This window comes from Qipengyuania xiamenensis (genome assembly GCF_019711495.1).
GTDB lineage: Bacteria > Pseudomonadota > Alphaproteobacteria > Sphingomonadales > Sphingomonadaceae > Qipengyuania > Qipengyuania xiamenensis.
This window is the reverse complement of record NZ_JAIGNM010000001.1, coordinates 216,369-240,897: the sequence shown is the minus strand read 5'-3', so window position 1 is coordinate 240,897 and position 24,529 is coordinate 216,369. Positions and strand designations below refer to the sequence as shown.

Annotated in this window: 21 protein-coding genes; 8 read left to right on the top strand and 13 right to left on the bottom strand. The window is 61.6% G+C overall.

Annotated features, from left to right (window positions below; genetic code table 11):
- Positions 1 to 44: 44 nt before the first annotated feature.
- The 5 genes from K3165_RS01210 (at position 45) to lexA (ending at position 3,714) form a co-directional block, all read left to right on the top strand.
- On the top strand, positions 45 to 659 hold the full coding sequence (locus K3165_RS01210) for an anthranilate synthase component II (RefSeq protein WP_221547057.1): 615 nt from the start codon (positions 45 to 47) through the stop codon (positions 657 to 659).
- Positions 656 to 1,648: an anthranilate phosphoribosyltransferase gene (gene trpD / locus K3165_RS01205; protein WP_221547056.1), complete on the top strand. Its 993-nt coding sequence runs from the start codon at positions 656 to 658 to the stop codon at positions 1,646 to 1,648. The genes K3165_RS01210 and trpD overlap by 4 nt, the downstream gene beginning before the upstream one ends.
- On the top strand, positions 1,645 to 2,430 hold the full coding sequence (gene trpC / locus K3165_RS01200; RefSeq protein WP_221547055.1) for an indole-3-glycerol phosphate synthase TrpC: 786 nt from the start codon (positions 1,645 to 1,647) through the stop codon (positions 2,428 to 2,430). Before trpD ends, trpC begins: the two co-directional genes overlap by 4 nt.
- Positions 2,423 to 2,896 carry a cyclic pyranopterin monophosphate synthase MoaC gene (moaC, locus tag K3165_RS01195; RefSeq protein WP_221547054.1) on the top strand — a complete coding sequence of 158 codons (474 nt, stop codon included), beginning with the start codon at positions 2,423 to 2,425 and terminating at the stop codon, positions 2,894 to 2,896. Before trpC ends, moaC begins: the two co-directional genes overlap by 8 nt.
- Positions 2,897 to 3,021: 125 nt before the next feature.
- The gene (gene lexA, locus K3165_RS01190; protein WP_221547053.1) at positions 3,022 to 3,714 is read left to right on the top strand and encodes a transcriptional repressor LexA; all 693 of its coding nucleotides are present in this window, start codon (positions 3,022 to 3,024) and stop codon (positions 3,712 to 3,714) included.
- Between the two features lie 69 nt (positions 3,715 to 3,783).
- On the opposite strand, the gene K3165_RS01185 is transcribed toward lexA, so the two are convergent.
- Positions 3,784 to 5,970, bottom strand: coding sequence for a ComEC/Rec2 family competence protein (locus K3165_RS01185; RefSeq protein WP_221547052.1), 2,187 nt, complete (start codon positions 5,968 to 5,970; stop codon positions 3,784 to 3,786).
- Between the two features lie 28 nt (positions 5,971 to 5,998).
- Between K3165_RS01185 and gltX the strand changes: the two genes are divergently transcribed.
- Together gltX and K3165_RS01175 are read left to right on the top strand one after the other, a co-directional pair.
- Complete coding sequence (gene gltX / locus K3165_RS01180) at positions 5,999 to 7,429, top strand: glutamate--tRNA ligase (protein ID WP_221547051.1); 1,431 nt, start codon at positions 5,999 to 6,001, stop codon at positions 7,427 to 7,429.
- Between the two features lie 20 nt (positions 7,430 to 7,449).
- Positions 7,450 to 8,736, top strand: coding sequence for a citrate synthase (locus K3165_RS01175; RefSeq protein WP_221547050.1), 1,287 nt, complete (start codon positions 7,450 to 7,452; stop codon positions 8,734 to 8,736).
- A 48-nt stretch (positions 8,737 to 8,784) separates the two neighbouring features.
- Here the strand turns inward: K3165_RS01175 and K3165_RS01170 are convergent, their stop codons facing one another.
- The 3 genes from K3165_RS01170 to K3165_RS01160 are packed head-to-tail and all read right to left on the bottom strand — an operon-like array spanning position 8,785 to position 12,325.
- The gene (locus K3165_RS01170; RefSeq protein WP_221547049.1) at positions 8,785 to 10,161 is read right to left on the bottom strand and encodes a sensor histidine kinase; all 1,377 of its coding nucleotides are present in this window, start codon (positions 10,159 to 10,161) and stop codon (positions 8,785 to 8,787) included.
- The gene (locus tag K3165_RS01165) at positions 10,158 to 11,123 is read right to left on the bottom strand and encodes a hypothetical protein (protein ID WP_221547048.1); all 966 of its coding nucleotides are present in this window, start codon (positions 11,121 to 11,123) and stop codon (positions 10,158 to 10,160) included. Before K3165_RS01165 ends, K3165_RS01170 begins: the two co-directional genes overlap by 4 nt.
- 35 nt (positions 11,124 to 11,158) lie before the next feature.
- A complete protein-coding gene (locus K3165_RS01160; protein WP_221547047.1) occupies positions 11,159 to 12,325 on the bottom strand; it encodes a hypothetical protein in 1,167 nt (388 codons plus the stop codon).
- Positions 12,326 to 12,518: 193 nt separating this feature from the next.
- Between K3165_RS01160 and K3165_RS01155 the strand changes: the two genes are divergently transcribed.
- Positions 12,519 to 15,137: a coiled-coil domain-containing protein gene (locus K3165_RS01155; protein WP_221547046.1), complete on the top strand. Its 2,619-nt coding sequence runs from the start codon at positions 12,519 to 12,521 to the stop codon at positions 15,135 to 15,137.
- Positions 15,138 to 15,141: 4 nt separating this feature from the next.
- Here K3165_RS01155 and K3165_RS01150 read toward each other — a convergent pair whose 3' ends face one another.
- Genes K3165_RS01150 through K3165_RS01110 form a run of 9 tightly spaced genes read right to left on the bottom strand, consistent with a single transcriptional unit; the run spans position 15,142 to position 24,504 of the window.
- Entirely contained in the window at positions 15,142 to 15,414 is a 273-nt protein-coding gene (locus K3165_RS01150; RefSeq protein WP_221547045.1) for a DUF1467 family protein, read from the bottom strand.
- 17 nt (positions 15,415 to 15,431) lie between these two features.
- Positions 15,432 to 17,087: a ribonuclease J gene (locus K3165_RS01145; protein WP_221547044.1), complete on the bottom strand. Its 1,656-nt coding sequence runs from the start codon at positions 17,085 to 17,087 to the stop codon at positions 15,432 to 15,434.
- Positions 17,084 to 17,860 carry a type III pantothenate kinase gene (locus tag K3165_RS01140; protein WP_221547043.1) on the bottom strand — a complete coding sequence of 259 codons (777 nt, stop codon included), beginning with the start codon at positions 17,858 to 17,860 and terminating at the stop codon, positions 17,084 to 17,086. The genes K3165_RS01145 and K3165_RS01140 overlap by 4 nt, the downstream gene beginning before the upstream one ends.
- A 3-nt stretch (positions 17,861 to 17,863) precedes the next feature.
- A complete protein-coding gene (locus K3165_RS01135) occupies positions 17,864 to 18,586 on the bottom strand; it encodes a biotin--[acetyl-CoA-carboxylase] ligase (protein ID WP_221547042.1) in 723 nt (240 codons plus the stop codon).
- Positions 18,583 to 20,037 (bottom strand): NADH-quinone oxidoreductase subunit NuoN, encoded by a 1,455-nt coding sequence (gene nuoN / locus K3165_RS01130; RefSeq protein WP_221547041.1) that lies wholly within the window; start codon positions 20,035 to 20,037, stop codon positions 18,583 to 18,585. The genes K3165_RS01135 and nuoN overlap by 4 nt, the downstream gene beginning before the upstream one ends.
- Complete coding sequence (locus tag K3165_RS01125; RefSeq protein ID WP_221547040.1) at positions 20,037 to 21,581, bottom strand: NADH-quinone oxidoreductase subunit M; 1,545 nt, start codon at positions 21,579 to 21,581, stop codon at positions 20,037 to 20,039. The genes nuoN and K3165_RS01125 overlap by 1 nt, the downstream gene beginning before the upstream one ends.
- Positions 21,581 to 23,575: an NADH-quinone oxidoreductase subunit L gene (nuoL, locus tag K3165_RS01120; RefSeq protein WP_221547039.1), complete on the bottom strand. Its 1,995-nt coding sequence runs from the start codon at positions 23,573 to 23,575 to the stop codon at positions 21,581 to 21,583. The genes K3165_RS01125 and nuoL overlap by 1 nt, the downstream gene beginning before the upstream one ends.
- A gap of 6 nt (positions 23,576 to 23,581) precedes the next feature.
- Complete coding sequence (nuoK, locus tag K3165_RS01115; RefSeq protein ID WP_221431097.1) at positions 23,582 to 23,887, bottom strand: NADH-quinone oxidoreductase subunit NuoK; 306 nt, start codon at positions 23,885 to 23,887, stop codon at positions 23,582 to 23,584.
- Positions 23,884 to 24,504: an NADH-quinone oxidoreductase subunit J gene (locus tag K3165_RS01110; protein WP_221547038.1), complete on the bottom strand. Its 621-nt coding sequence runs from the start codon at positions 24,502 to 24,504 to the stop codon at positions 23,884 to 23,886. The genes nuoK and K3165_RS01110 overlap by 4 nt, the downstream gene beginning before the upstream one ends.
- Positions 24,505 to 24,529: the final 25 nt, after the last annotated feature.

Here is a 24,529-nt window from a genome sequence, read left to right as displayed (position 1 = left end):
CCTTGCTTGAACACTGCCGATACTGACGCCACACACCCGCTCGAATGACCGACAGCCGATCCATCCTCGTAATCGACAATTACGACAGCTTTACCTTCAATCTCGTCCATTACCTGATGGAGCTGGGGGCTGAGGTGGAGGTCGTGCGCAATGACGCCATTACGGCGAGCGAGGCGATCGACCGGGATGTAGCGGGCTACCTGATTTCACCCGGCCCCTGCACACCTAACGAGGCCGGGGTCAGCCTCGATCTGGTCGCCGCCTGTGCCGAGGCGAACAAACCGCTCCTCGGTGTGTGCCTTGGACATCAGGCGATCGGCCAGCATTTCGGTGGCCGCGTGGTCCGGGGCGGACTGATGCATGGCAAGACCAGCGCCCTCGCACATGACGGCACAGGTGTGTTTACCGGCCTGCCCTCCCCTTACGAAGCCACGCGGTATCATTCGCTCGTTGTAGAGAATATCCCGGACTGCCTTGTCGTAAACGCTACCAGCGAAACGCCGGGGCTGGACGGGGCCAGCGTCATGGGTTTCCGCCACGCAGAACTTCCAATCCACGGTGTGCAATTCCATCCCGAGAGCATCGCGACCGAACACGGTCACGCCCTGCTCGCCAACTTCCTGAAAATCTGCGGCATCGAAGCCAAGGAGCCTGCGTGAAGACATTACCCTCTGCCGACACCCATCTTTCCGAGAGTGACGCGCATGAAGTCTTCGGCTGGATCCTAGATGGAGAAACCAGCGACGAGGAAATCGGCCGTTTCCTCGTCGAAATGTCTGCGCGCAGCGAGACTTCAGAGGAAATCGCCGGTGCCGCACGCGCCCTTCGTGAGCGCCTGATCCCGATCGAGGCACCCGAGGGAACCGTCGATTGCTGCGGTACGGGCGGCGATGGACATCATACGCTCAACGTCTCGACGGCAGTCAGTCTGGTGGTCGCTGCCTGCGGTGTACCCGTGGCAAAGCACGGCAATCGAGCCGCGAGCAGCAAATCGGGTGCAGCCGACACGCTAGAGGTGCTCGGGCTCGATATGGAAGCTGCGGGAAAAACCGCCGAAAAGACCTTGGCAGAACTGGGAATTTGCTTCCTGTTCGCCAAGAACCACCACCCGGCGATGGGCCGGATCCAGCCCATTCGCCAGAAGCTCGGCGTTCGCACCATTTTCAACCTGATGGGGCCGCTGTCCAATCCCGCGGGCGTGCAGCGGCAACTGATCGGGATCGCGCGTCCGGCTTACGTCCCCATTTATGCTGCAGCGAAAGCCAAGCTCGGGACCGAACGGACGTTCATCGCTTCGGGTGACGAGGGGTTGGACGAGCTGAGCCTTGCCGGCGGGAACGAGCTTGCCGATGTGACCGGCAACGATTTCGAGATGCGCCGCGTCAACGCGGTCCAGGCGAACCTTCCGCATTCTCCCGTCGAAGCGATCCGGGGCGGAGATCCGGCGCATAACGCCAAGGCCCTCGAAGCCCTGCTTTCGGGGACACCCGGCCCCTATCGTGAGGCAGTGCAGTTCAATGCGGCAGCTACCCTGATCGTAGCCGGCAAAACCGACGATTGGGCTTTGGGTGCCGAAATGGCAGCCGAAGCCATCGACTCCGGCAAGGCGAAGCAACTGCTTGCTGACTGGATTGCGTTGGCCAAATGAACAAGCTCGAACAAATATGCGCAACGAAGCGTGATGAAGTGGCGTCACGAAAGGCCGTCCGCTCGCTTGCCGATCTCGAGGCACTGGCTTCCGGGCGCGGAAAATCTCGCGGTTTCCAGAACGCTTTGGCGAAAGCTCAGTCAGGTGGCTTCGGCCTCATCGCCGAGATCAAGAAGGCTTCACCCTCGAAGGGCTTGATCCGCGAGGACTTCCACCCCGCCGATCACGCCCGCGCGTATGAGGCCGGCGGCGCCACGTGCCTCTCAGTCCTGACCGACGCGCCCTATTTCCAGGGCCACGAGGATTACCTGGTGGAGGCGCGCGCAGCCTGTGCCCTCCCCGTCCTCCGGAAAGACTTCATGGTCGATCCATGGCAGGTCGCCGAAGCACGGGCGATCGGGGCGGACGCTATCCTCATTATCGTCGCGGCGCTCGAAGATGTGCAGATGCGGGAAATCGAGGCGGCGGCGCTTGAGTACGGGATGGACGTCCTGGTCGAAGTGCACGATCGCGTCGAGCTCGAAAGGGCCCACGCCCTGACCTCACGTCTGATCGGGGTAAACAACCGTAATCTCAAGACGTTCGAAACCGATCTTGCCACGACGGAGGAGCTTGCTCAGCACGCACCCGAAGATGCCTTGCTGGTCGGAGAGAGCGGTATCTTCACCCATGCCGACTGCCTCCGGCTGAGCAAATCGGGCGTTCGCACATTCTTGGTGGGTGAAAGCCTTATGCGCCAGGCTGACGTCGCAGCGGCAACGCACAGGTTGTTGCATGGCTAAGCTCACTCATCTCGACGACAAAGGCGCCGCCCGCATGGTGGACGTTGGGTCGAAAGAAGTAACTGCACGCACAGCGGTGGCAGAAGGTCTCATTCGCATGAATGCCGCTGCACTGGAGGCTCTTTCCAACGGCAACCACCCGAAAGGCGACGCCATCGCCGCAGCCCGCATTGCCGGGATCATGGCCGCGAAAAAGACAGGCGAACTCATACCCCTCTGTCACCCCCTCGCCCTTGAAAGCGTTACCGTCGATTTCACTACCGAATCGGGCGGGATCAGGGTGCGTAGCGAAGCAACCTTGACCGGCAAGACCGGTGTCGAAATGGAAGCTATGACCGCTGTGAGCGTGGCACTGCTCACGCTTTACGACATGGGCAAGTCGCTCGACAAAGGGATGAGCATCGAGGCCATTCGCCTCCTTGAGAAGACCGGAGGCAAGTCCGGCGCCTGGCGATCGGCGGACTGAAACGGGAACACCTGTTCTCCGGAATTGCCTCGAAAATGGCGGGATTGCTTGACTTGCGAAAATTGGTTGCCTAATTGTTCCACATTCGTTCACAACCTTGTGAACAGGAACATGGGAGTGACCAGATGCTGACTGCCAAGCAGCACGAACTGATCCGCTTTATCCAGGAAAAGCTCGAGGAAACCGGGATCTCGCCTTCCTTCGAAGAGATGAAGGAAGCGCTCGACCTGAAGAGCAAGTCGGGGGTGCATCGCCTCATCTCCGCGCTCGAAGAACGCGGTTTCATCCGCCGCCTTCCCAACCGGGCACGCGCGCTGGAAATCATCAAGCTTCCCGAAGATTCGGTCTCAAGCGCCTCGAAGCCGGCACCCGCCGCAAACGATACGGTCGTCGCGGCCCATGCTGCGAAGCCGACAGCCCCCGAACCTGCCAATGACATCATCGATGTTCCGCTGCATGGCCGTATCGCAGCAGGCGCTCCGATCGAAGCGATCGAAGGCCAGTCGAGCATGCCCGTTCCGGCTGCTCTGCTTGGCCCCGGCGATCATTATGCGCTCGAGGTTTCCGGCGACTCGATGATCGAGGCGGGCATTTTCGATGGTGACTTCGCCCTTGTGAAGCGCGCCGAAACCGCCCGCGACGGCGAGATCGTGGTCGCACTCGTCGATAATGAGGAAGCGACGCTCAAGTACCTGCGCAAGGACGGTCCGATGGTCCGGCTCGACCCCGCAAACGGCGCGTACGAACCTCAGGTCTACGAGGCCGGCCGTGTGAAGGTCCAAGGCAAGCTGGCGGGATTGCTACGCCGCTACCATTGATCGCCTGGGGTCAGGCGGTAAATCTGTTGGGGCGTCTGGCGATTGGTCGGGCGCCCCAATTGTATGGAGCTAACGATCCGCAAGCGGTCGCCACCATCCGTGGGCCCCTTGGCTATCGACGACTGCATCGAAGCGTTCGTCCGAAAGATGGATGGCCAGACCGCCGCTATTCTCTAGGAAGCGGCCATCCGCTTTCATCCACTTCGGCCTACAGCTGCGGGGCAGCCACCTGTCGGCGATGACGATGTCAGCCCTTTCGCAAGCCGCGGCCAATTGCCTCTCATCGATGCGGTTGCGGGTTTTCGCCACGAGCACATGCCAGGTGCGCTCGTCCCTCTTGACAGGCAAACTGCAGAAATCTGCGCTGCAACGCGCGCCTTCCCATTCAGAGAGAAGCATCGGACTGGCCTCGGTGCCAGCCAGCTCCACGATATTGTCGCGCGCATAGGACCCTTCACTTTCGCGCAGGACATGCACCAACCCGCCTTCATCGACCACGCCGATGTCGCGGCCGTCACGCGTCACCAGAATATCCGGTGTCGGAGTAGATACGAGCATGCCGGCTCCGATGAAGACTGGCACAAAGCCCCAGAGCCGAGACCTCCCCCGCCACAAGGCTATCCAGAGAGCGCCCGCCAAAAACATGAGCAAAGTCGCCAAGCCGATATGTGCCACCATTTTGACCGCCCCTGGCTGAGCGGCCGTTACACGCGCAATCTCTAGCAGGAGATCGAGCGATACCCCCGCGAGCCACCAGAAGGGCGCGCCCGCTCCGATCAGGTCAAGGACCAGCGCGACCGCAATCAGCGGCATGGAAACGAACGTGACCAGCGGGATTGCGATCACATTGGCGAAGGCGCCGTAGAGGCCTGCCCGGTGGAAGTGGAACAGAACGATCGGCATTAGCGCGATCTCGATCACCATGCCGGTCGCGAAAAGCATCAGGACGCGACGTCCCATCCAGCGTCCCCTGCCCTCTTCGCGCGGAGCGAGAAAGTCCTTCACCGGTCGCGAATTATGCAGCGCCACGATCGCGATTACCGCAGCAAAGCTCATCTGGAAGCTCGGACCGACAAGAGATTCCGGCCAAAGGAAAAGGACTACAGCTGCCGCGACCGCGACCATCCGCATCGAGAGGGGCTCGCGCCCCAGGGCCAGCGCGATCAGGACAAGCATCGCACCGACACAGCTTCTCACCGTCGGCACCTGCGCTCCGGTAAGCAAGGTATAGGCAATCCCCGCCAGTGCAGCGATTGCTGCTGCGACAAGCGGGATACGCAACCTCAAGGCTAGCCAAGGCGATAGTGCAATGAGCTTGGAAGCGAGCAAATAGGCCGCAGCGATCACCGCACTCACGTGCAGGCCGCTGATCGACAAAAGGTGCGTCAGACCTGCATCGCGCATGGCGACTTCATCGGCCTCGGATATCGATCCCCTGTCACCGCTGGCAAAGGCAGCGGCAATTGTGCCCGATGGTCCACCCAGTTCCTCGCGCACATGTCCGGAAAGTCTCCGCTGGATACCCCCGATCAAACCGGTGGCAGGAGGAGCAGCCTCGACCAACCGGATGTCCCCCACGAGGGATCCGGTAGCGGCGTATCCCTTGAACCATGCGGCGCGAGCGAAATCATAAGCGCCCGGAAGCACAGGAGGCGAAGGCGGCATCAGTCGGGCCCGCAATCTGACGCGGGCACCTTCCCGAAAGCTCGCATTGTCCTTGGTCTCGGGTACGTTGACTCGCAATTTGAGCGGCATGGCATTTTCCGCATCGCGAACCGCCAGAACGAGCCGCACCCGACCCTCGGCAGGCTGCTCATCGCGCTCGAGGATACGGGCGTCCAAGTGCATCAGGGACGGCCGCGCGATCGGCTCGGCACCAACCATCTCGGAACGCACCCAGATCAGCGCTATCCCGAGCGCAAAAGCAATTCCGAGGACCGACCCTGCCAACCTGAGGCCTGCCCTGTCATCTCGCACCGCCCAGAATGACTGCGATGCAATCGCGACCAGGAGTCCGAGACCAATCGCGCCCATCCACTGCCAGCGTTCGCCCATGACGAACCAGCTTCCGATACCGGCAGCGAGCGCCACGACCAGCCATGGGCCGCGATCGAAGCCGGAATTGCCGAGAAAAGCCTCGATTCCGTCCCCAAATCTGGACAAGAGCGCACGCATGCTCCAAGGGCGCTGCACTGCAACATCGGCGGTATCATCCGCATCGCCGAACGGAACCCGCGATGCCCCCTGCGTCGCCATGCAAGTAGTTGAAAGGATTGAAGAGGGAATGGCAAGCGAAACCGGCAAACAGGTTGTCACACGGTTCGCCCCCTCGCCTACGGGCTTTCTCCATATCGGCGGAGCACGTACGGCGCTGTTCAACTGGCTCTACGCACGCCATCACGGCGGCCGCGCGCTGCTGCGGATCGAGGATACCGACCGCAAGCGCAGCACGCAGGACGCGATCGACAAGATCATCGAAGGCCTCGACTGGCTGGGACTCGATTTCGACGAGCCGCCCGTGTTCCAGTCCGACCGCGCCGCTCGCCACGCCGAAGTCGCGATGAAGCTGCTCGAGGCGGGCCACGCCTACAAATGCTTCGCCACCCCTGAAGAGCTCGAGGAAATGCGTGCCGAGCAGCGCGCAAACAAGCAGCCGATGCGTTACGACCGGCGCTGGCGTGATCGCGATGAGAGCGAAGCGCCCGAGGGTGCCCCTTATGTCATTCGCCTGAAGGTCCCCACTGAAGGCGAGACCGTCATCAATGACGAGGTGCAGGGCAAGGTCACGGTCAAGAATGCCGAGATCGACGATTACGTCCTTCTCCGCGCGGACGGCACCCCGACCTACATGCTCGCCGTTGTCGTAGACGATCACGACATGGGTGTGACGCACATCATCCGCGGCGACGACCATCTGAACAATGCCTTCCGCCAGCTCCCGATCATTCGGGCGATGGACGCGATCGAGGGCGGTTGGCCGGATCCTGTCTACGCACATGTCCCGCTGATCCACGGTGCCGACGGTGCCAAGCTATCGAAACGGCACGGCGCGGTCGGTGTCGAAGCCTATCGCGACGAGGAAGGCGTGCTTCCCGAAGCTCTCTTCAACTACCTGCTGCGTCTTGGATGGGGCCACGGCGACCGCGAGGAAATCACTCGCGAAGAGGCCATCGAACTGTTCGATCTCGATGGCGTCGGCAAAAGCCCTTCGCGCTTCGACATCAAGAAGCTCCAGAACCTCAATGGCCACTATATCCGCGAAGCTGACGACGCGCGCCTGGCAGGCCTGGTCGCAGCCAAGATCGGCCCCGAAGCGGACGAGAAGCTGCTGGCAGAAGCCATGCCGGTCCTGAAGACCCGCGCGCGCAGCATGGACGAACTCGCAGAGGGTGCGGCATTCCTGTTCAAGAGCCGGCCTCTTGAAATGACGGAAAAAGCCGCAGGATTGCTCGACGACGAGGCAAAGTCGCGGCTTTGCGGCCTTTCAGAGCGCCTGCACGCGCAAAATGACTGGACAATCGAGGCTCTCGAAGCCACTACGAAATCGTATGCCGAACAGCTCGAACTGGGCCTCGGCAAGCTGGCGCAGCCCATGCGGGCCGCGCTGACGGGCACCACCACATCGCCCGGAATTTTCGACGTACTGGTCCTGCTGGGCAAGGAAGAGTCACTCGCGCGTATCGACGCGCAGGCTCTGCCCGCAGGCAAGGAATAAGACGGACCAAGGAGACACGCGTGGCCGACAAGCAGGCAACTCTCAACATCGGCGATCAGGCCCAGGACTTCCCCGTGCTCGAGGGAAGCGTCGGACCCGACGTTATCGACATTCGCAAGCTGTACGGCACGACCGGCAAGTTCACCTACGATCCGGGCTACAAGTCGACGGCCAGCTGCGAAAGCGCACTGACCTACATCGACGGCGAAGAGGGCGTCCTGCTCCACCGCGGTTACCCGATTGGCCAGCTGGCCGAACATTCCAGCTTCATGGAAGTCGCCTACCTGCTGCTCAACGGCGAACTTCCGAGCGTCGATGAACTCGCGACCTTCGATGACACAATCACGCGTCACACCATGGTCCACGACCAGCTGCGCCAGTTCTACCAGGGCTTCCGCCGCGACGCGCACCCCATGGCGATCATGTGCGGTGTCGTCGGCGCGCTTTCGGCCTTCTATCACGACAGCACCGACATTTCGGACCCCGAGCATCGCAAGATCTCGAGCCACCGCCTGATCGCCAAGATGCCGACCATCGCTGCGATGGCGTACAAGTATGCAGTGGGCCAGCCCTTCCTGCAGCCAAAGAACGACCTCAGCTACACCGGCAACTTCCTGCGCATGACCTTCGGCGTTCCGGCCGAGGAATATGAAGTGCATCCCGCCATCGAAAAGGCGATGGACCGCATCTTCATCCTTCACGCCGACCACGAGCAGAACGCATCGACCTCGACCGTCCGCCTGGCCGGTTCGTCGGGTGCGAACCCCTTCGCCTGTATCGCAGCGGGCATTGCCTGCCTGTGGGGCCCGGCTCACGGCGGCGCCAACGAAGCGGCGCTCAACATGCTGCAGGAAATCGGTTCGCCCGATCGCATCCCGCATTACATCGAGCGTGCCAAGGACAAGAACGACCCGTTCCGCCTGATGGGCTTCGGTCACCGCGTCTACAAGAACTACGACCCGCGTGCGACCGTGATGCAGCAGACGCTGCGTGAAGTCTTCGAAGCGCTGAACGTGAACGATCCGGTTTTCGAGACCGCTCTCCAGCTAGAAGAACTCGCGCTCAACGACGATTACTTCAAGGAAAAGAAGCTTTTCCCGAACGTCGACTTCTACTCGGGCATCATCCTGAACTCGATCGGTTTCCCGACCACGATGTTCACCGCGCTCTTCGCCCTCGCCCGTACCGTGGGCTGGGTCGCACAGTGGAACGAGATGATCTCCGATCCCGGCCAGGTCATCGGTCGCCCGCGCCAGCTCTATACGGGCCCGACGCAGCGCGACTACGTGCCGATCGGCCAGCGCTAAGCGGCCATACAAATTTGAAGGATCAGGGGCGCTTCGGCGCCCCTTTTTCTATGCGTCCGGAACGTCGGCCTCGGCGACCGGAACCGACAGGGTGAAGCGAGCACCCTGCCCCTTCGCGCTTTCGACGGTAAGATCGCCGCCCATCGCACGAGCAATCCGGCGGGAGATGTAGAGACCGAGGCCAGAGCCTCCGTCACCCTGCTTGCCGAGCCGCTCGAACTTCTCGAACACCTTGGCCTGCTGCTCTTCGTCGAGACCATGCCCCTGATCGGCCACGGTCACCATCGCCCGTTCTCCCACTCGATCGAGCCTGACCCAGACCCTGCTCTCTTCCGGTGCGTAGCGAATAGCGTTGCCGATGAGATTGAGGAGCACCTGGAGCACACGCCGGAATTCGGCGGTGGCCATCTGCATCTCACCCTCGGCCGGAGGATCAAGCCGGATCTGCCTTTCGCTGGCCCGGACACCGAGAATTCCGCATGCCCGGCGTGCCACATCGGCGAGATCGATCAGGTCAGGCGCAGTAGAGAAATCATCGGCTTCGACCACTTCGAGATCGGACAAGTCGTCGATCAAAGCGAGGAGATGCTGCCCGGCGCTGGCAATGTCGCCTGCATAGTCGCTGTATTCCTCGGCTAGAGGGCCGGCCAGCTTGGTCCGGATCGTTTCGGCATTTGCGATAATCCGGTTGATGGGCTGGCGAAGGACCGGCGTCAGTTCACGTCCGAGAGACGGCGTCCTGCTTCCAGCGGACGCATTCACGGCTGCGAGCGGCTGTGAAGCGCTGAGATACAGAACGAAGCCCGCACTGCCCGGATCGACCTTCCCGAGAGGCTCGAGATGTGCCGACCAGCTGCGGCGCGAGCCTTCGATCCGGCAGTCTGCCCCGTCGAGCATACGCCAATGCATCGGCTGCGCGTGGGCATTGCCGGGAAATTCGACGAAATCTGTCCAGGGTTTGCCGACTGCGTTTCGCACCCTTTCGGCGAACTGTTCGAGGTCATCGGCATCGGTTTCGATGGACAGGACCCGTTGCTGTGGATCGAGGCGCGCCGAGCATTCCGCAAGGTGGCGGTTGATCTCTGTGCGACGACGAATTTCTTCCTCCGCGCTGTCCTGCGGAGCGTCGTCGACATGCCAATTGGCAATGGAGATTTCACAACCGCTGTCGCCTCCGAACGAAGGAGTGATCTCGGCCCAGGCAGTGACCTGTTTGTCACCATCGATAGCCTTGAACTGGCGGGCGAGCTTCAAGCCGTACTGGCGAGCCTTCACGACCAGCGAAAGCAGCTCCGGAATCGCGAGCGTCTTTCCAATCTCGCCGCCGCATGCGCGATTGAGATCGGCCAGCTGCTCTCCGGCCTCGATCAGGCAGTCCTCCCCATCCGTCCGGGCCCGCGTCAATGTCTGGATCGTCTCGCTCATCGTGTAGCAAATCCCTCGCTGGAGCTGGCAAGCAACGTCCGCGCTTCGCGTTCACCGATGTCGGCTAGTCCGGCAACCGGGGCACCGCTGGGATGGAGCATCAGGAGGACTTCGTCGATCTGGGCGGCTTCCATACCCGCTGCGCGCAGGCCAAGCGCGAAACGGACTGCCTGCCGGGCATGGCTCGAAAGGACCGCCAGTCCACGCGGCTGAGACGAGAGATTGGCAAGGGCAGTGAAGAACAGCCCCGAACCGGCATCCTCGATAACGAGTGCACTTTGCGCTCGTTCTCCAAGCGCCGACACCAGACGTGACAGCAAGGCGAGCCTTCCCGCCCCTTCATCGAAGCCTGCCCGCAATTTCGTTTCTGCCCGGGTCACGGCTTCCGATTGTCCCTCGCCGCAGTATTCCCGCCAATTCAGGAGGGTGCGGTGGAACAGGTCCCCGGGCAATTCCCTGATCGGCAGTTCCATCCGGCGCTGCGCCTGGACGAAACGTGCCTGAGCCGCGAGTGCCGCCATGGCTCCGGATGAAATCCATCCGTCGCTGTCGGCAATCATGCGTTGCATGAGAGGTGACAGGACCGGATCCAGCCCGAATTCCGCCTCGAGGCGTTCGGTAACCTGCCATTCGACGGCCAGCGCGTGGCAATGGGAAAGAAGCTCGGCAGACGCTTGCAGATGTTCACTCAGCGCTTCTGCGTGACGGACAGCGAAGGCATCCCGCCCGCCCTCACCGGTGCTTTCGGCCTGGGCGCGAAGAATCTGGTTGGCGAGGTCACCGATCATTCCCCTTATGCGCGCCACGATCTCGTCGCTGAAAAGCGAATGGTCTGGCGCCGACAGGAGATGGGACAGGATGGGCTGGATGCCAGCAAGCGCCGCATCCCCTCGCGCCAATGCGTCGCGAAGGCTGCTGCCGCGCTTGTTCTCGGCATCATCCATGGGAGAAATCCCGTCCATTGGATGCCCCTAGCACAGGCATGGTTAAGCCGCCGTTATCCCTCGCTGACCGGCTGGAAAAAGCGGCTTACGAGGATAAGCAAGGCGAGAACTGCCGCAACTTCGCTCGAAAACCCGAAGAAAGCCGCCAACGAAAGGATACCGGCAAGCAGGATACGATCTGCATAGGTGGATCGCCATGGCTCGCTGGCGAAACGCTCTGCCAAGCGAAGGAGGCCGATTAGCATGACCGGCACGAACCATCGAAGGTATCCGAACTCTTCTGGCGAGCCGAGATAAAGCAGGAATACGATTATCGGGTCGAGAGCCCATTCAAGCGCGCGGTGCAGCAAGCTTGGCTTCGCCTCGGGCTTGCCCAATTGGGCGACCCGTTCGACCACACGGCCCATTCTCGCAAAGAGTGCAGAGGTTGCGGCGAGACCCAACCCCAGCCACGCACCGAAGTAACTTCCAAGACCCAAGGCGGCGATTGCAAACACAGCCGATGCGACTGTGGCACTCCGCTCCGCACCTCTTCCGACAACGTCCCGGGCCAGTCTTGCGCCGGCGCGTTCCGCCACTGCAAGACCAGGTGCTGTGAATGCGATCGGCTCGCGCTGGGCATCGATCCACTTGCGTTCCCTTTGGGCCAGAGCCTTCGGATCGGGATCGATGTGCCATTCCTGCTCGTCGATCAACTTGCGATCGAGCTGGACGATGCGTGTCCCGCTTTGCAAGGCAATCCGCATGAGGGCCGAAGGTGCATCGACATCTTCGGGAAGATTTCCCAGCGTTTTTATCAGTTTGCCCGGAACCAGCATGATCCCGGCCCAGGCCAGCTCGAGGTCTATCCGTTCGAAGCCCAGCGGCACGGCAAGGTCGGCCGGGAGTGCCAAAACGCCGTGATGGTTCAGGGACTTTGCAACGGCATCGGCCTCGGGCAGCACACCCGAAGCGATAGCGAATATCTCGTCGTCTTCACCCACGAGAGAGAAAAGTCTCGCCGTCTCGCGCACGGGCACGAATTTGAGGCCCGCCTCTTCTGCCCTGCGCTGCAGTTCGATAACTTCGCGCTCGATCCTGTCGACGAAGCAGGCGACCAGTTCGCAACCCATCTGCAAGGCAAGGTCCAGCTGCCGCTCGACCACCATCGCACCGGCATAGCTCCGGAATGCCGGACGCAGCAGTCCGGGCTCGGGATTTCTCTCGAGCGTAGACAGCAATGCGATGCGCAATCGACGAACTCCCGTGGTTTTCCTGTCCGGTCATAGGGATGCAGACCACCCGCTGCCAAGCCATCTCACCGTGCAAATTGCCCATAATCACGACATTCTGGGAGCCTGCCTCCACTCCGGCGCCATCTGTTTATGGTTAAACAGGGGTTTATGCCCGTCTCGATTGTGGTAAATCGCGCAAATGGCAAAACGCTCGCACATTACCGTCGTCGAAGGTGAGGAAACCTCGCCGGAAGCTCCCGAAGCCGCAGAAACGCTGGCACCGGAGCACATCGAAGAAGTCGAATACGAAGACGCGGAATGGTTGGAGGAGGAAGCTGTCCTCCCCAAGCGCAGATGGATTGTGCCCACTCTCGCACTGCTGGCGATTGCCGGATGGACCGGATTTTTCGTCTGGACCAATCGTGCCGACATGCTCGCCGGAGCCACTGCCCAACAGGGAATTGCCTGGACCACTTCCTGGGCGATACCGGTGCTTCTGATCGTGGGCCTCTGGATGCTGGCCACGCGCAATTCCGCTCACGAAGCCAAGCGGTTCGGGGAGATTGCTTACAGCCTGTCCGAGGAATCCCGGAGGCTTGAAGAGCGCCTCGTAGTAGTCAATCGGGAGCTTAGCCTGGCCCGGGAATTTCTGGGCAGCCAGACCCGCGACCTCGAATATCTGGGTCGCAGCGCCACCGAGCGCATTTCCGAAAATGCCGATCGTTTGCAGGGTCTGATCCGCGACAATGGCGAGCAGGTCGATGCAATCGCGAGCGTCAGTGCGACAGCGCTCGAGAATATGGGCAGACTGCGTGACGACCTGCCCGTGATCGCCAGTTCCGCAAAGGACGTTACCAACCGCATCGGCGCTGTAGGCCGCACCGCGCAGGAGCAGCTCGATACATTGGTTGAAGGCTTCGCAACCCTTGAGGAGCATGGCAGCCAAAGCGAGCGCCGCATCGCAGAAGTGCGGACAAGCGTCGACGACGCGATGACTGCATTTGGCGAGCAGGCCAAGGAACTCGAGGCCATTGCCGAACAGCGTTTCGCTGCCCTGCGCGCGGAAAGCGAAGAATTCCGCAATGAGCTGAACGGCCATGAAATCGAGGCGCTTGCTGCGCTGAATGCACGCTCGATCTCGCTACGCAGTGAAATTGCAGAGGTGCACAAACAAGCCAGTGCAGACGAGGAACTCGCCCTTTCGACCATGCGTGAGCGTATCGGCTCGCTGCGTGACGAGGCGATGGCTATCGCCCGCTCGGTTCGCGAAGGTGAAGATGCGGCAATGGGAGCCTGGTCGAACCAGATCGAGAACATGCGCGCCCGCCTCACCGAAGCGGTGACCGAGATCAAGGAAATCGACGAGGCGGCAATCGAGGCCGCAAATGCGAAGCTGCGCGCGCTTTCCGAAGAGGCCGCGCGGGTCGATCAGCGGATCGCCGAACGCAACAAGGCTTTCGAAATCGAAACCCGCGAACGCACGCAGTCCCTCGCCGCCGCTCAGGACGAGATCGCCGGACAGCTCGAAGAGAAGTTCACTCTGCTCGACGCTGCGATTGCGGAGCGCCGTGAGGCGCAGCTCGCGCAGATCGCCGCCCTTACCGAAGAAGGCGAGGCACTGACCCAGCGTGTCGCGGCGCTGGGAGAGACCTTCTCCAATATCGCTGCGCACGGACACGAAGCGCGCGAAGCGGTCGCAGGCGGTATAGACGCTCTCAATGCGCAATTGCGTGACAGCCGTGAGGCCCTTGAAGGGACCGATCGCGATATCGCCCGCCTGACCGATGCCAGCGTCCGCCTGCTCGAACTTATCCAGGCAAGCGCCAAGCACAGCAGCGACGAGCTTCCCGTTGCCATGGAAGCTTCCGAGAACCGTCTGGCCGAGATCGAACGCAGGGCCGGCGAAGTCCAGAACCTCCTCGGGCAGGCGCGCGCTACTGGCGACACCCTGACCGAGAGCATGTCGGCAATCGAAAAACGCACACGCGAGGCTATGGACGGTTTCGACGCCTTCCAGGCGAATTTCGGCGAGACGGCGACAGCGCAGATCGACAGCGTCGAGCGCCTGCGCGCCGGACTTGCTGCTCTTTCGAACGAAAGCAACGAGCTGGCCGCCCATGTGCAGGGCGAACTCCGAGAAGCAATTGCCACGCTCGAGAACCGCGCCCGCGCTGCGCTCGCCTCGATCGAGGAGGAACAGGCACATCGCATCGGCCAGATCTCGACCAAGGTCGGCCAGCAGAGCGTGGAAGCGATCGACAAGGCCTTGGCCGACAAAACCCAGTCGACGCTGGCAGACCTCGAAGCGGCTCGCGAACGGTCAGACGAAGCGGCCCGCGCCATGACGCAGCAACTGCGCGATCAGCTGGGCAGGCTCAACGAACTGACCACCAATCTGGAATCGCGCATCGCCCACGCGCGCGAGAAGGCCAGCGATACGGTGGATGGCGATTTCGCCCGCCGCGTTGCGCTGATTACGGAAAGCCTCAACTCCAACGCGATCGACATCGCGAAGGCGCTTTCCAGCGAGGTCACCGACACGGCTTGGGCAAGCTATCTGCGCGGCGACCGCGGTATCTTTACGCGCCGCGCGGTGCGCCTGATCGACAACAGCGAAGCGAGGGAAATCGCCGAACTCTACGATGCAGACAGCGATTTCCGGGAACATGTGAACCGCTACATCCACGATTTCGAGGCGATGCTGCGTACGCTGCTTTCGACCCGCGATGGCAATGCGGTCAGCGTAACTCTGCTGTCGAGCGATATGGGCAAGCTGTACGTCGTACTGGCTCAGGCCCTGGAACGCCTGCGCCAGTAAGCGATCACTCGGCGCCCGGTCCCCACAGGATCAGGTCGTCGGCCGTGATCCAGCCATAGGCATAGTTCAGGACGTAAAGCGCACAGAGCACGGCGGCGAGGATCGTCGCCCTCTTTGCCAGCAGGCCCGGGCGGAAATTCACCGGGGCGCTTTCGGCCTGCCCCGGCACCTTCGCGATGCCTTCCTCGTCAGGTGTACGCACCCCGAAGGGAAGCAGCACGAACGCGCTGACGACCCAGAAAAGCGCGTAAATCGCGACGATCGAAGTCCATTCCATTGGCAATGACATGAAACCTATCCAAGTCTCGTGGGAAGCATGACGCGAACCTGCGGCCGCTTGCCGGACCAACGCTGCGCAGCCCTGCGGGCGGCCAGTCGAGCAGCTTCATGCACCGCACCGGCAGACCTTCCGTCCTTGCCCTTCAGCCGCTTGATAGCTGTCACGATATCCTGCCGGGCCTCTGCCACGAAATCTTCGTAATCCTCGTCCAGCGGCAGCCCAAGGCTGTCGATCAGGGGATTGAGCTGGTCGTCAAGGGCAACGATGACGACACCCTCGTGCATGATCCGGCGCCGCATCACGATACTGTCACCGTCTGCCGGCGCGATGATGTCACCATCGAGAACGAGACGCCCCGCCCTTACCTCGGCAATCTTGCCCGGTGCGCCGGGCGCAAGGCGAACGATGTCTCCGTTCTGCTGGAAGACTGCGTCTGGGATGCCATTCGCGATCCCGAGCCTTGCCTGTTCCTGCATATGGCGAACTTCGCCATGGACAGGGACAAGGATTTCCGGTCGCAGCCATCCATAGAGTGCTTCCAGTTCGGGGCGGCCGGGATGGCCGCTGACGTGGATCATGCTCTGGCGGTCGGTCACCATGGTGACGCCTTTTGCGGCGAGGCGATTCTGGACGGCTCCGATCGCCAGTTCGTTGCCGGGGATCTGGCGGCTGGAGAACAGGACGACGTCTCCTGAAACCAGTTCGATCGGGTGATTGTCTTCCGATACCCGGGACAGCGCTGCCCTAGGCTCGCCCTGCCCGCCGGTCGCAATGATCAGCACCTCACCGCGGGGCAGCGCCATAGCCGTGTCGAAATCGATCGTATCGGGAAAGTCCTCGAGATACCCGTTCTGCCGGGCGACATCGATTATGCGGTCGAGAGAACGCCCAGCAACGCACAATTGCCTTCCGGTCTCCCGAGCAACTTCACCCAGGGTGTGAAGCCGGGCCACATTGCTCGCGAAAGTCGTCACGAGGACGCGCTTGCCAACATGGCGTTGCACTTCCTCCAGCAGGCCCTTGAACACGGCGCCCTCGGAGCCGCTCGGCGACGGGTTGAAAACGTTCGTGCTGTCGCAAACTAGCGCAAGGATGCCCTCGTCACCAATCTCGGTAAGTTCCTCCTCGGTCGTTGGTTCGCCGATGATCGGATCCTCATCGAGCTTCCAGTCACCGGTATGAAAGATGCGCCCGTGCGGCGTATCGATCAGCAGGGCATTGCCCTCGGCGATCGAATGGGCGAGCGGGATGTAGGTGACCTCGAAAGGACCGACCTGGAAGCTGCCGTGGTCTTCCTCGATAATGTTGAGTTCGACCTCGCCTTCGAGATCTGCCTCTTCGAGCTTCCTGCGCACCAGTTCGGCAGTGAACGGTGTCGCGTAGATCGGCACGCCCAGATCGGCTGCGAAGTAAGGAACAGCGCCGATATGGTCCTCATGCGCATGAGTGAGAACGATGGCCTCGAGATCCTTTGTGCGGTCCTCGATGAACTCGAGGTCGGCGAAAACGAGATCGACACCGGGATATTGCCCGCCCGAGAAGGTCATGCCCAGGTCGACCATCAGCCAGCGGCCCTGGCAACCATAGAGATTGACGTTCATACCGATCTCGCCGGACCCGCCCAGCGCGAGGAAAAGCAGTTCGTCTTCGGGGGTAAAGTTCTTCTTCAAGAGGATGCGCGCTCCGCAAGCATGGCGAGGCCGTCGAGCGTCAGGTCGCTGTCCACCTCGTCGAATAGGTCGGTAATTTCGTCGAACAGAAGGGCCAGACCGCCAGTGGCGACCACCGTTGCAGGTCGGCCGATCTCAGCCTTCATCCGGGCGACGAGGCCCTCGATCAAGGCCACATAGCCCCAGAACACGCCGATCAACATCTGGTCTTCGGTATTGCGACCGATGACGCTTGTGCTCGAAGGCTTCTCTATCGCGATACGCGGGAGTTTTGCCGTGTTACCCACCAAAGCATCGAGAGAAAGGTTGATCCCGGGGGCGATAATGCCACCCTTGTAGGCACCGTTGAAGTCGACCGCATCGATCGTGGTTGCCGTCCCGAAGTCGATCACGACAAGATCGCCCTCGTATTTCGCATGGGCAGCAATCGCGTTGAGCGCACGGTCCGCGCCCAGCGAACGGGGCTCGTCCACGTCGACCTCGATGCCCCAGTCGGCCTCCCCTGCACCGGCAATCATGGGCTCCACATCGAAATATTTCCGCGAGAGTACGCTGAGATTGTGGATCGAACGCGGTACCACCGACCCGATGATGATCTGGTCGATATCCTCACGTTTGTAGCCTTCGATATCCAGTAGCTGGAGAAGCCAGACAGCGTATTCGTCGCCGGTGCGCCGCGCGTCTGTGGCGATCCGCCAGCGAGCCTTGATCTCGCGCCCCTCGAAAAGGGCGAAAACCACGTTGGTGTTTCCGACATCGGCAGCAAGCAACATCGCTCAACCCTCCTCGTTCGCGAGCATTACATCGCCCGCATGGATGACACGCTCTTCTCCGCCCGCCAAGCGCAGCCGCAAGGCTCCATCCTTCGTCAAGCCAGCGAACGCACCTTCGATCGGTTCCTCACCCGGCGGATGAACATGGAGCGGCGTTCCGTGGCGATGCGCAATGCTTTCCCAGCGCCGGACCAATGGTTCAAGCCCGAAGCTGCGCCAGCGCTCCAACTCGCGATCGAAAATCGACGCGAGCGACTGGGCGAAGGTATCGCGATCGGGAGCAGGCCCATAGGCCGACAGGGCTACCGTCCTCCGATCGGGCAGATCGGGGGCATCTGCGAGGTTCACTCCGATCCCGACGACAATCGCATCCTTCTCCCGTTCAAGCAGGATGCCTGCGAGTTTCGCTCCGCCGAGCATGAGGTCGTTGGGCCATTTCAGCGACAGATCGGTCGGTGCCGAAATGAGCGGCAAGACCGCTTCGTAGACGGCCAGACCAGCAACCAAGGCAAGGCTGGATGGCGCAGGATCGCGCTCGTGCGGGCGCACGATGGTCGAGCCCATGAAATTGCCGAAACCGTCGAACCACGTCCGCCCGTGCCGACCGCGACCGGAAGTCTGGCGGTCGGCAACCAGCCAGTACCCCTCGGCCAGCGCTTCTCCATCGCGCAGGCGGGCGGTCAGGTCGGTATTGGTGCTCCCGGTTTCTGGGACCGTATCGATCAAGCCGCGTAGAACAGCGCTTGCGCAGCTGCATCTGCGGCGTCGCCGAGCATCGGTCCGAGAAGGTAGCCGAGCGGCGATACGACGAGGACACACAGGCCGAGAACGGCCCAGTGCGAAACCGGTGCCTTGGCAGGTGCGGCGCCCTTCGGCTCATCGAAGAACATCACCTTGATGAACTTGATGTAGTAGAACGCGCCGATCACGCTGGCTGCGATACCGATTGCCGCAAGGGCGATCATGTCGGCCTGCACTGCGGCCTGGAAGACCACGAACTTGCCCCAGAAACCGAACAGAGGTGGGATACCGGCAAGGCTGAACATCAGCGCGAGCAGGCACCATGCCAGTAGGGGGCTGGTGGTCGAGAGGCCCGAGATATCGTCGAAGGTCGACAGGGCATTGCCGTTCTCGTCGCGCAGCATGAGCAGCGCAACGAAGCTGCCGATCGTCATGAAGACGTAGATGAACAGGTAGACCATCACACCCGACACGCCCTCTGCCGTGGCGGCAGCGAGGCCGATCAGGATGAAGCCCACATTGTTGATCGACGAGTACGCGAGCAGTCGCTTCAAGTTGTTCTGGCCGATTGCGCCCAGCGCACCGACCACGATCGAGGCGAGAGCGGCGAAGATGACGATCTGCTGCCAGGCTTCGACCTGACCGCCGAAAGGACCGGTCGCCATGCGGACGAGCATTGCCACTGCAGCCACCTTGGGCGCACTCGCGAAGAATGCGGTGACCGGCGTAGGGGCGCCTTCGTAGACGTCCGGGGTCCACATATGGAACGGGACGGCTGCGATCTTGAACGCAAGGCCGGCCAGCACGAACACGACGCCGAACATGGCCCCGGTCGAGAAGTCGGCCGTGAATGCAGCACGGATGCCGTCGTAACTGGTGGTGCCCGAGAAGCCGTACACGAGGCTCATGCCGTAGAGGATGATCCCCGAGGCCAGACCGCCCAGGATGAAGTACTTCAGGCCTGCTTCGCTGGACTTCTCGTCCTTGCGCGCAAAGCTGGCAAGCACGTAGCTCGACAGGCTCGACAGCTCGAGGCCAACGTAGAGCGCCATCAGGTCGACAGCGGACACCATGATGCCCATGCCGACTGCGTTGAAGACCATCAGGACCGCATATTCACCGCGGAACCCGCCGCGGCTCTCGAAGTAGCGCGGTGCAACGATAAGGCAGGCAATCGTGGCAAGGTAGATCAGCGACTTTGCGAACATCGCGAAGCTGTCAGCACGGATGAGGCCACCGAATGCTTCGGCCGGAACGCCGCCATTGGGAAGCGATACCGTGAAGATCAGCGCGCCGAACAGTGCCGCGACTGCCGCGATCGTGATACCGCGAGCCGCTTTGGCCCCGGTCCACGCCGTTACCAGCAGCAGGACGAGCGCGATTGCCGAAAGACCGACTTCGGTCGCCGTCAGGTGAAGGGAAGTTGCGTAGTCCATTAGTGGGCTCCCTCCCCTTCGTGGCTTCCTTCGACATGGTTCGCTGCGTGTTCGCGCGGCGTTCCTACGGCAAGTTCGCTATCGTAATGCGGAGCGACACTGGCGAGGCGTGCCTCGAGAGCGGCAATATCTTGGCGCATGGGTGCGAGGAAACTTTCCGGATAGACGCCCATCCACAGCACGGCGGCCGCGATCGGGGCAAGCATGGCCCATTCGCGGGCATTGAGATCGGGCATCGCAGCAGCATCGGCGTTCTTCTGCTCACCGAAGGCCACGCGGCGATAGAGGTAGAGCATGTAGGCCGCACCAAGGATGATGCCCGTGGTGCAGACCAGCGTCACGAAGGTCGAAACCTCGTAGATGCCGGCCAGCGCAAGGAATTCACCGATGAAGTTGCTGGTCCCCGGGAGGCCGATCGAGGCCATGGTGAACAGCAGGAAGAACAGCGCGTACTTCGGCATGTTGATGCTGAGGCCGCCATAGCGAGCGATCTCACGGGTGTGCAGGCGGTCGTAGATCACGCCGACGCACAAGAAGAGCGCACCCGATACGAGGCCGTGGCCGAGCATGACCATCATCGCGCCTTCGAGGCCCTGCACATTGAAAGCGAACAGGCCGACGGTCACGATCGCCATATGGGCGACCGAGGAGTAGGCGATCAGCTTCTTCATGTCTTCCTGCACCAGCGCGACGAGCGAGGTGTAGATCACCGCCACCATCGAAAGGCCGAACACCAGCCACGCGAGGTCGGCGCTGGCTTCGGGGAACATGGGCAGGCTGAAACGGATGAAACCGTAGCCGCCGAGCTTCAACAGGACGCCCGCAAGGATGACCGAACCGGCGGTAGGCGCCTGCACGTGGGCATCGGGAAGCCAGGTGTGGACCGGCCACATCGGCATCTTCACTGCGAAACTGGCGAAGAAGGCGAGCCAGAGCCACAGCTGGGCATCGACCGGGAAGTCGTACTGCATCAGCGTCGGAATGTCGGTCGTCCCCGCCTCGTTCACCATCCACAGCATCGCGATCAGCATCAGGACCGAGCCGAGCAGCGTGTAGAGGAAGAACTTATATGAGGCGTAGATGCGGTTATCGCCGCCCCAGACACCGATGATCAGGTACATCGGAATGAGGCCCGCTTCGAAGAAGATGTAGAACAGGAACAGGTCCTGCGCGGCGAACACGCCGATCATCAGCACTTCCATGAGCAGGAAGGCGCTCATGTATTCGCCAACGCGCTTCGTGATTGCATCCCAGCTGGCGAGAATGCAGATCGGCATCAGGAAGACGCTGAGCATAATCAGCATCAATGCGATGCCGTCGATACCGAGCGCATAGCTGAAGCCTGCGAACAGTTCGGCCCGTTCGGTGAACTGCCACTGGGCACCGCCGATGTCGTAATTGATCCACAGCAGCACGCCGAGCGCGAGGTTGATCAGCGTTGCGAACAACGCCGTCATCCGGGCAGCCGAAGCGCCGAGGAACAGGCAGGCGATGGCCGCGATGAGCGGCACGGCGAGCATGAGCGAGAGGATGGGGAACTCCATCAGAACAGCACCCAGGTGATGGCGGCGACAAGTCCGAGGAGCATCACCAACGCATAGCTATAGAGATATCCGGTCTGGAACTTCTTGGCACCCACGGCACCCTTGTCGACGAGCCAGGCCACGCCATTGGGGCCGAAGCGGTCGATCGTGCCGATGTCACCCAGTTTCCAGAACTGGCGGCCCAGCCAGAAGGCGGGGACCACGAAGAGATAATGGTAGAGCTCGTCGAAATACCACTTGTTGTAGAAGAAGCGGTAGATCGGGCCGAGCTGTTCGGCGGCCTTGCCGGGGATCGTAGTGTCCTTGATGTAGGCAAGCCACGCCACGAACAGGCCGATGAGCATCACGATGAACGCGGCGTACTTCACGAGGTACGGGACGTTGTGCATCGCATGGATCAGCGGCTCGTTGTAGAAGATCGCCCCGTTCCAGAAGCTCTCGCTATCGAGGAAGGTCGGCGCAAACAGCTGGCCTGCCAGCACTGCACCGAGCGACAGCACGCCAAGCGGGATAAGCATGGTCAGCGGGCTCTCGTGCGGATGATAGCCGCCGGTGGTGTCTTCACCTGCCTCTTCGGGCGTCTTGTGAACCGAGTGCTGGATATGCTCGCTCTCGATCCAGCGCGGTTTGCCCCAGAAGGTGAGGAACATCAGGCGCCAGCTGTAGAAGCTGGTCAGCAGCGCTGCGAGTGTACCCATCCAGAAGGCGAAATTGCCGAGCTCGGTACCGCGGCCATAAGCCACTTCGAGGATCGCATCCTTCGACCAGAAGCCCGCGAAACCTGCACCGAGGTGGTAGATACCTACGCCGGTGATCGCCAGCGTACCGGCCATCATCGCCCAGAAGGTGAGCGGGATTTCCTTACGCAGGCCGCCGTAATAGCGCATGTCCTGTTCGTGGTGCATCGCGTGGATGACCGAGCCCGCACCAAGGAACAGCAGCGCTTTGAAGAAGGCGTGCGTGAACAGGTGGAACATGGCTGCGCCATAGGCGCCAACGCCGGCAGCGAAGAACATGTAGCCCAGCTGCGAACAGGTCGAATAAGCGATGACGCGCTTGATGTCCCACTGCGTCGTGCCGACGGTCGCGGCGAAGATACAGGTGGCAGCGCCAATGAAGGTCACGAGGCCGAGGGCGACGGGAGCCGTCTCGAACATCGGCGACAGGCGGCAGACCATGAACACGCCCGCGGTTACCATGGTCGCGGCGTGGATCAGTGCCGAAACAGGGGTCGGGCCTTCCATCGCGTCCGGGAGCCAGGTGTGCAGGCCGAGCTGGGCCGACTTACCCATCGCGCCGATGAACAGCAGGATGCAGAGCACATCCATCGTGTGCACGCGCATGCCGAGGAAGCCGATGGTCGCACCGCTCATCCCCGGAGCCGCTTCGAGGATCTCGGGGATCGAGACCGTGCCGAACACCAGGAACGTGCCGAAGATACCGAGCATGAAGCCGAGATCGCCTACGCGGTTGACCACGAAGGCCTTGATCGCAGCGGCGTTCGCGCTCGGCTTCTTGAACCAGAAACCGATCAGCAGGTAGCTGGCGAGGCCCACCCCTTCCCAACCGAAGAACATCTGGACGAGGTTATCGGCCGTCACCAGCATGAGCATGGCGAAGGTGAAGAGCGAGAGATATGCGAAGAAGCGCGGCTGGTCCGGGTCTTCCTCCATATAGCCCCAGCTATAGAGATGGACGAGCGCCGAAACGGTGTTGATCACCACCAGCATGACTGCGGTGAGAGTATCGACGCGCAGCGCCCAGTCGAAAGCGAGATCGCCCGACTGCACCCAGGTGAGAACCGGAACGACGGTCGCTTCCGCGCTGCCGGTCACGAAGCCGAGGAAGATAGGCCAGCTGAGGATCGCGCTGACGAACAATGCGCCGGTCGTGATCGACTTCGCAAAGACGCTGGGTGCGCTTTTGTTGACGAGGCCTGCAACGATGCTGGCGACCAGCGGCAGGAAGACGATGGCGAGGATGGAGGTCTGCACTGGTGCTTATCCCTTCATCTGGTTGGCATCGTCGACCGCGATGGTGCCGCGGCCACGGAAGTAGATCATGAGAATGGCGAGCCCGATGGCCGCCTCTGCCGCCGCAACGGTCAGGATGAACATCGCAAAGACCTGGCCCACGAGATCGCCGAGGAAGGCGCTGAAGGCAACCATGTTGATGTTCACCGCGAGCAGGATGAGCTCGATCGCCATCAGGATGATGATGATGTTCTTGCGGTTCAGGAAGATGCCGAGAACGCCGAGCACGAAGAGAACCGTACTCACGACGATATAGTGTTCGATGCCGATCACAGCTCGACCCCCTTGCCCACTTCGGGCTGTTTCATTTGCGTGGCCTCGTCCGGATTGCGGCGGACCTGCTTGCCGATGTCCTGCTGACCGCGCTTCGACTTGGAAGGACGGTGGGTGAGGACGATCGCGCCGATCATGGCGACCAGCAGGATGATGCCTGCGATTTCGAACAGGAAAACGTATTTCGAATAGAGCATCGCGCCGATTGCAGCGGTGTTGCTCTCGACCATGGCCGGAGCCTCGCTGGCCATCGGCGTGCCGAGTTCGATGGCGCCGACGCGGTAGGCGCCGATGCCAAGCACCAGTTCAGCCAGCAGGATCAGTGCGATCGCAATGCCAAGCGGGAAGTTCTTCATGAAGCCGGCGCGCATGGCGGCAACGTCGATGTCGAGCATCATCACCACGAACAGGAACAGCACGGCAACTGCCCCGACGTAGACGATGACGAGAAGCATCGCGATGAACTCGGCGCCAACGAGCACCATCAGTCCTGCCGCGTTGAAGAACGCGAGAATGAGCCACAGCACCGAGTGCACGGGATTGCGCGCCGTGATCACCATCACGGCCGATGCAATCATGAGCACCGCGAAGAGATAGAAGACGAAGGTCTGGATCATAATGCCCCGGATTCGGTTGCGGCGC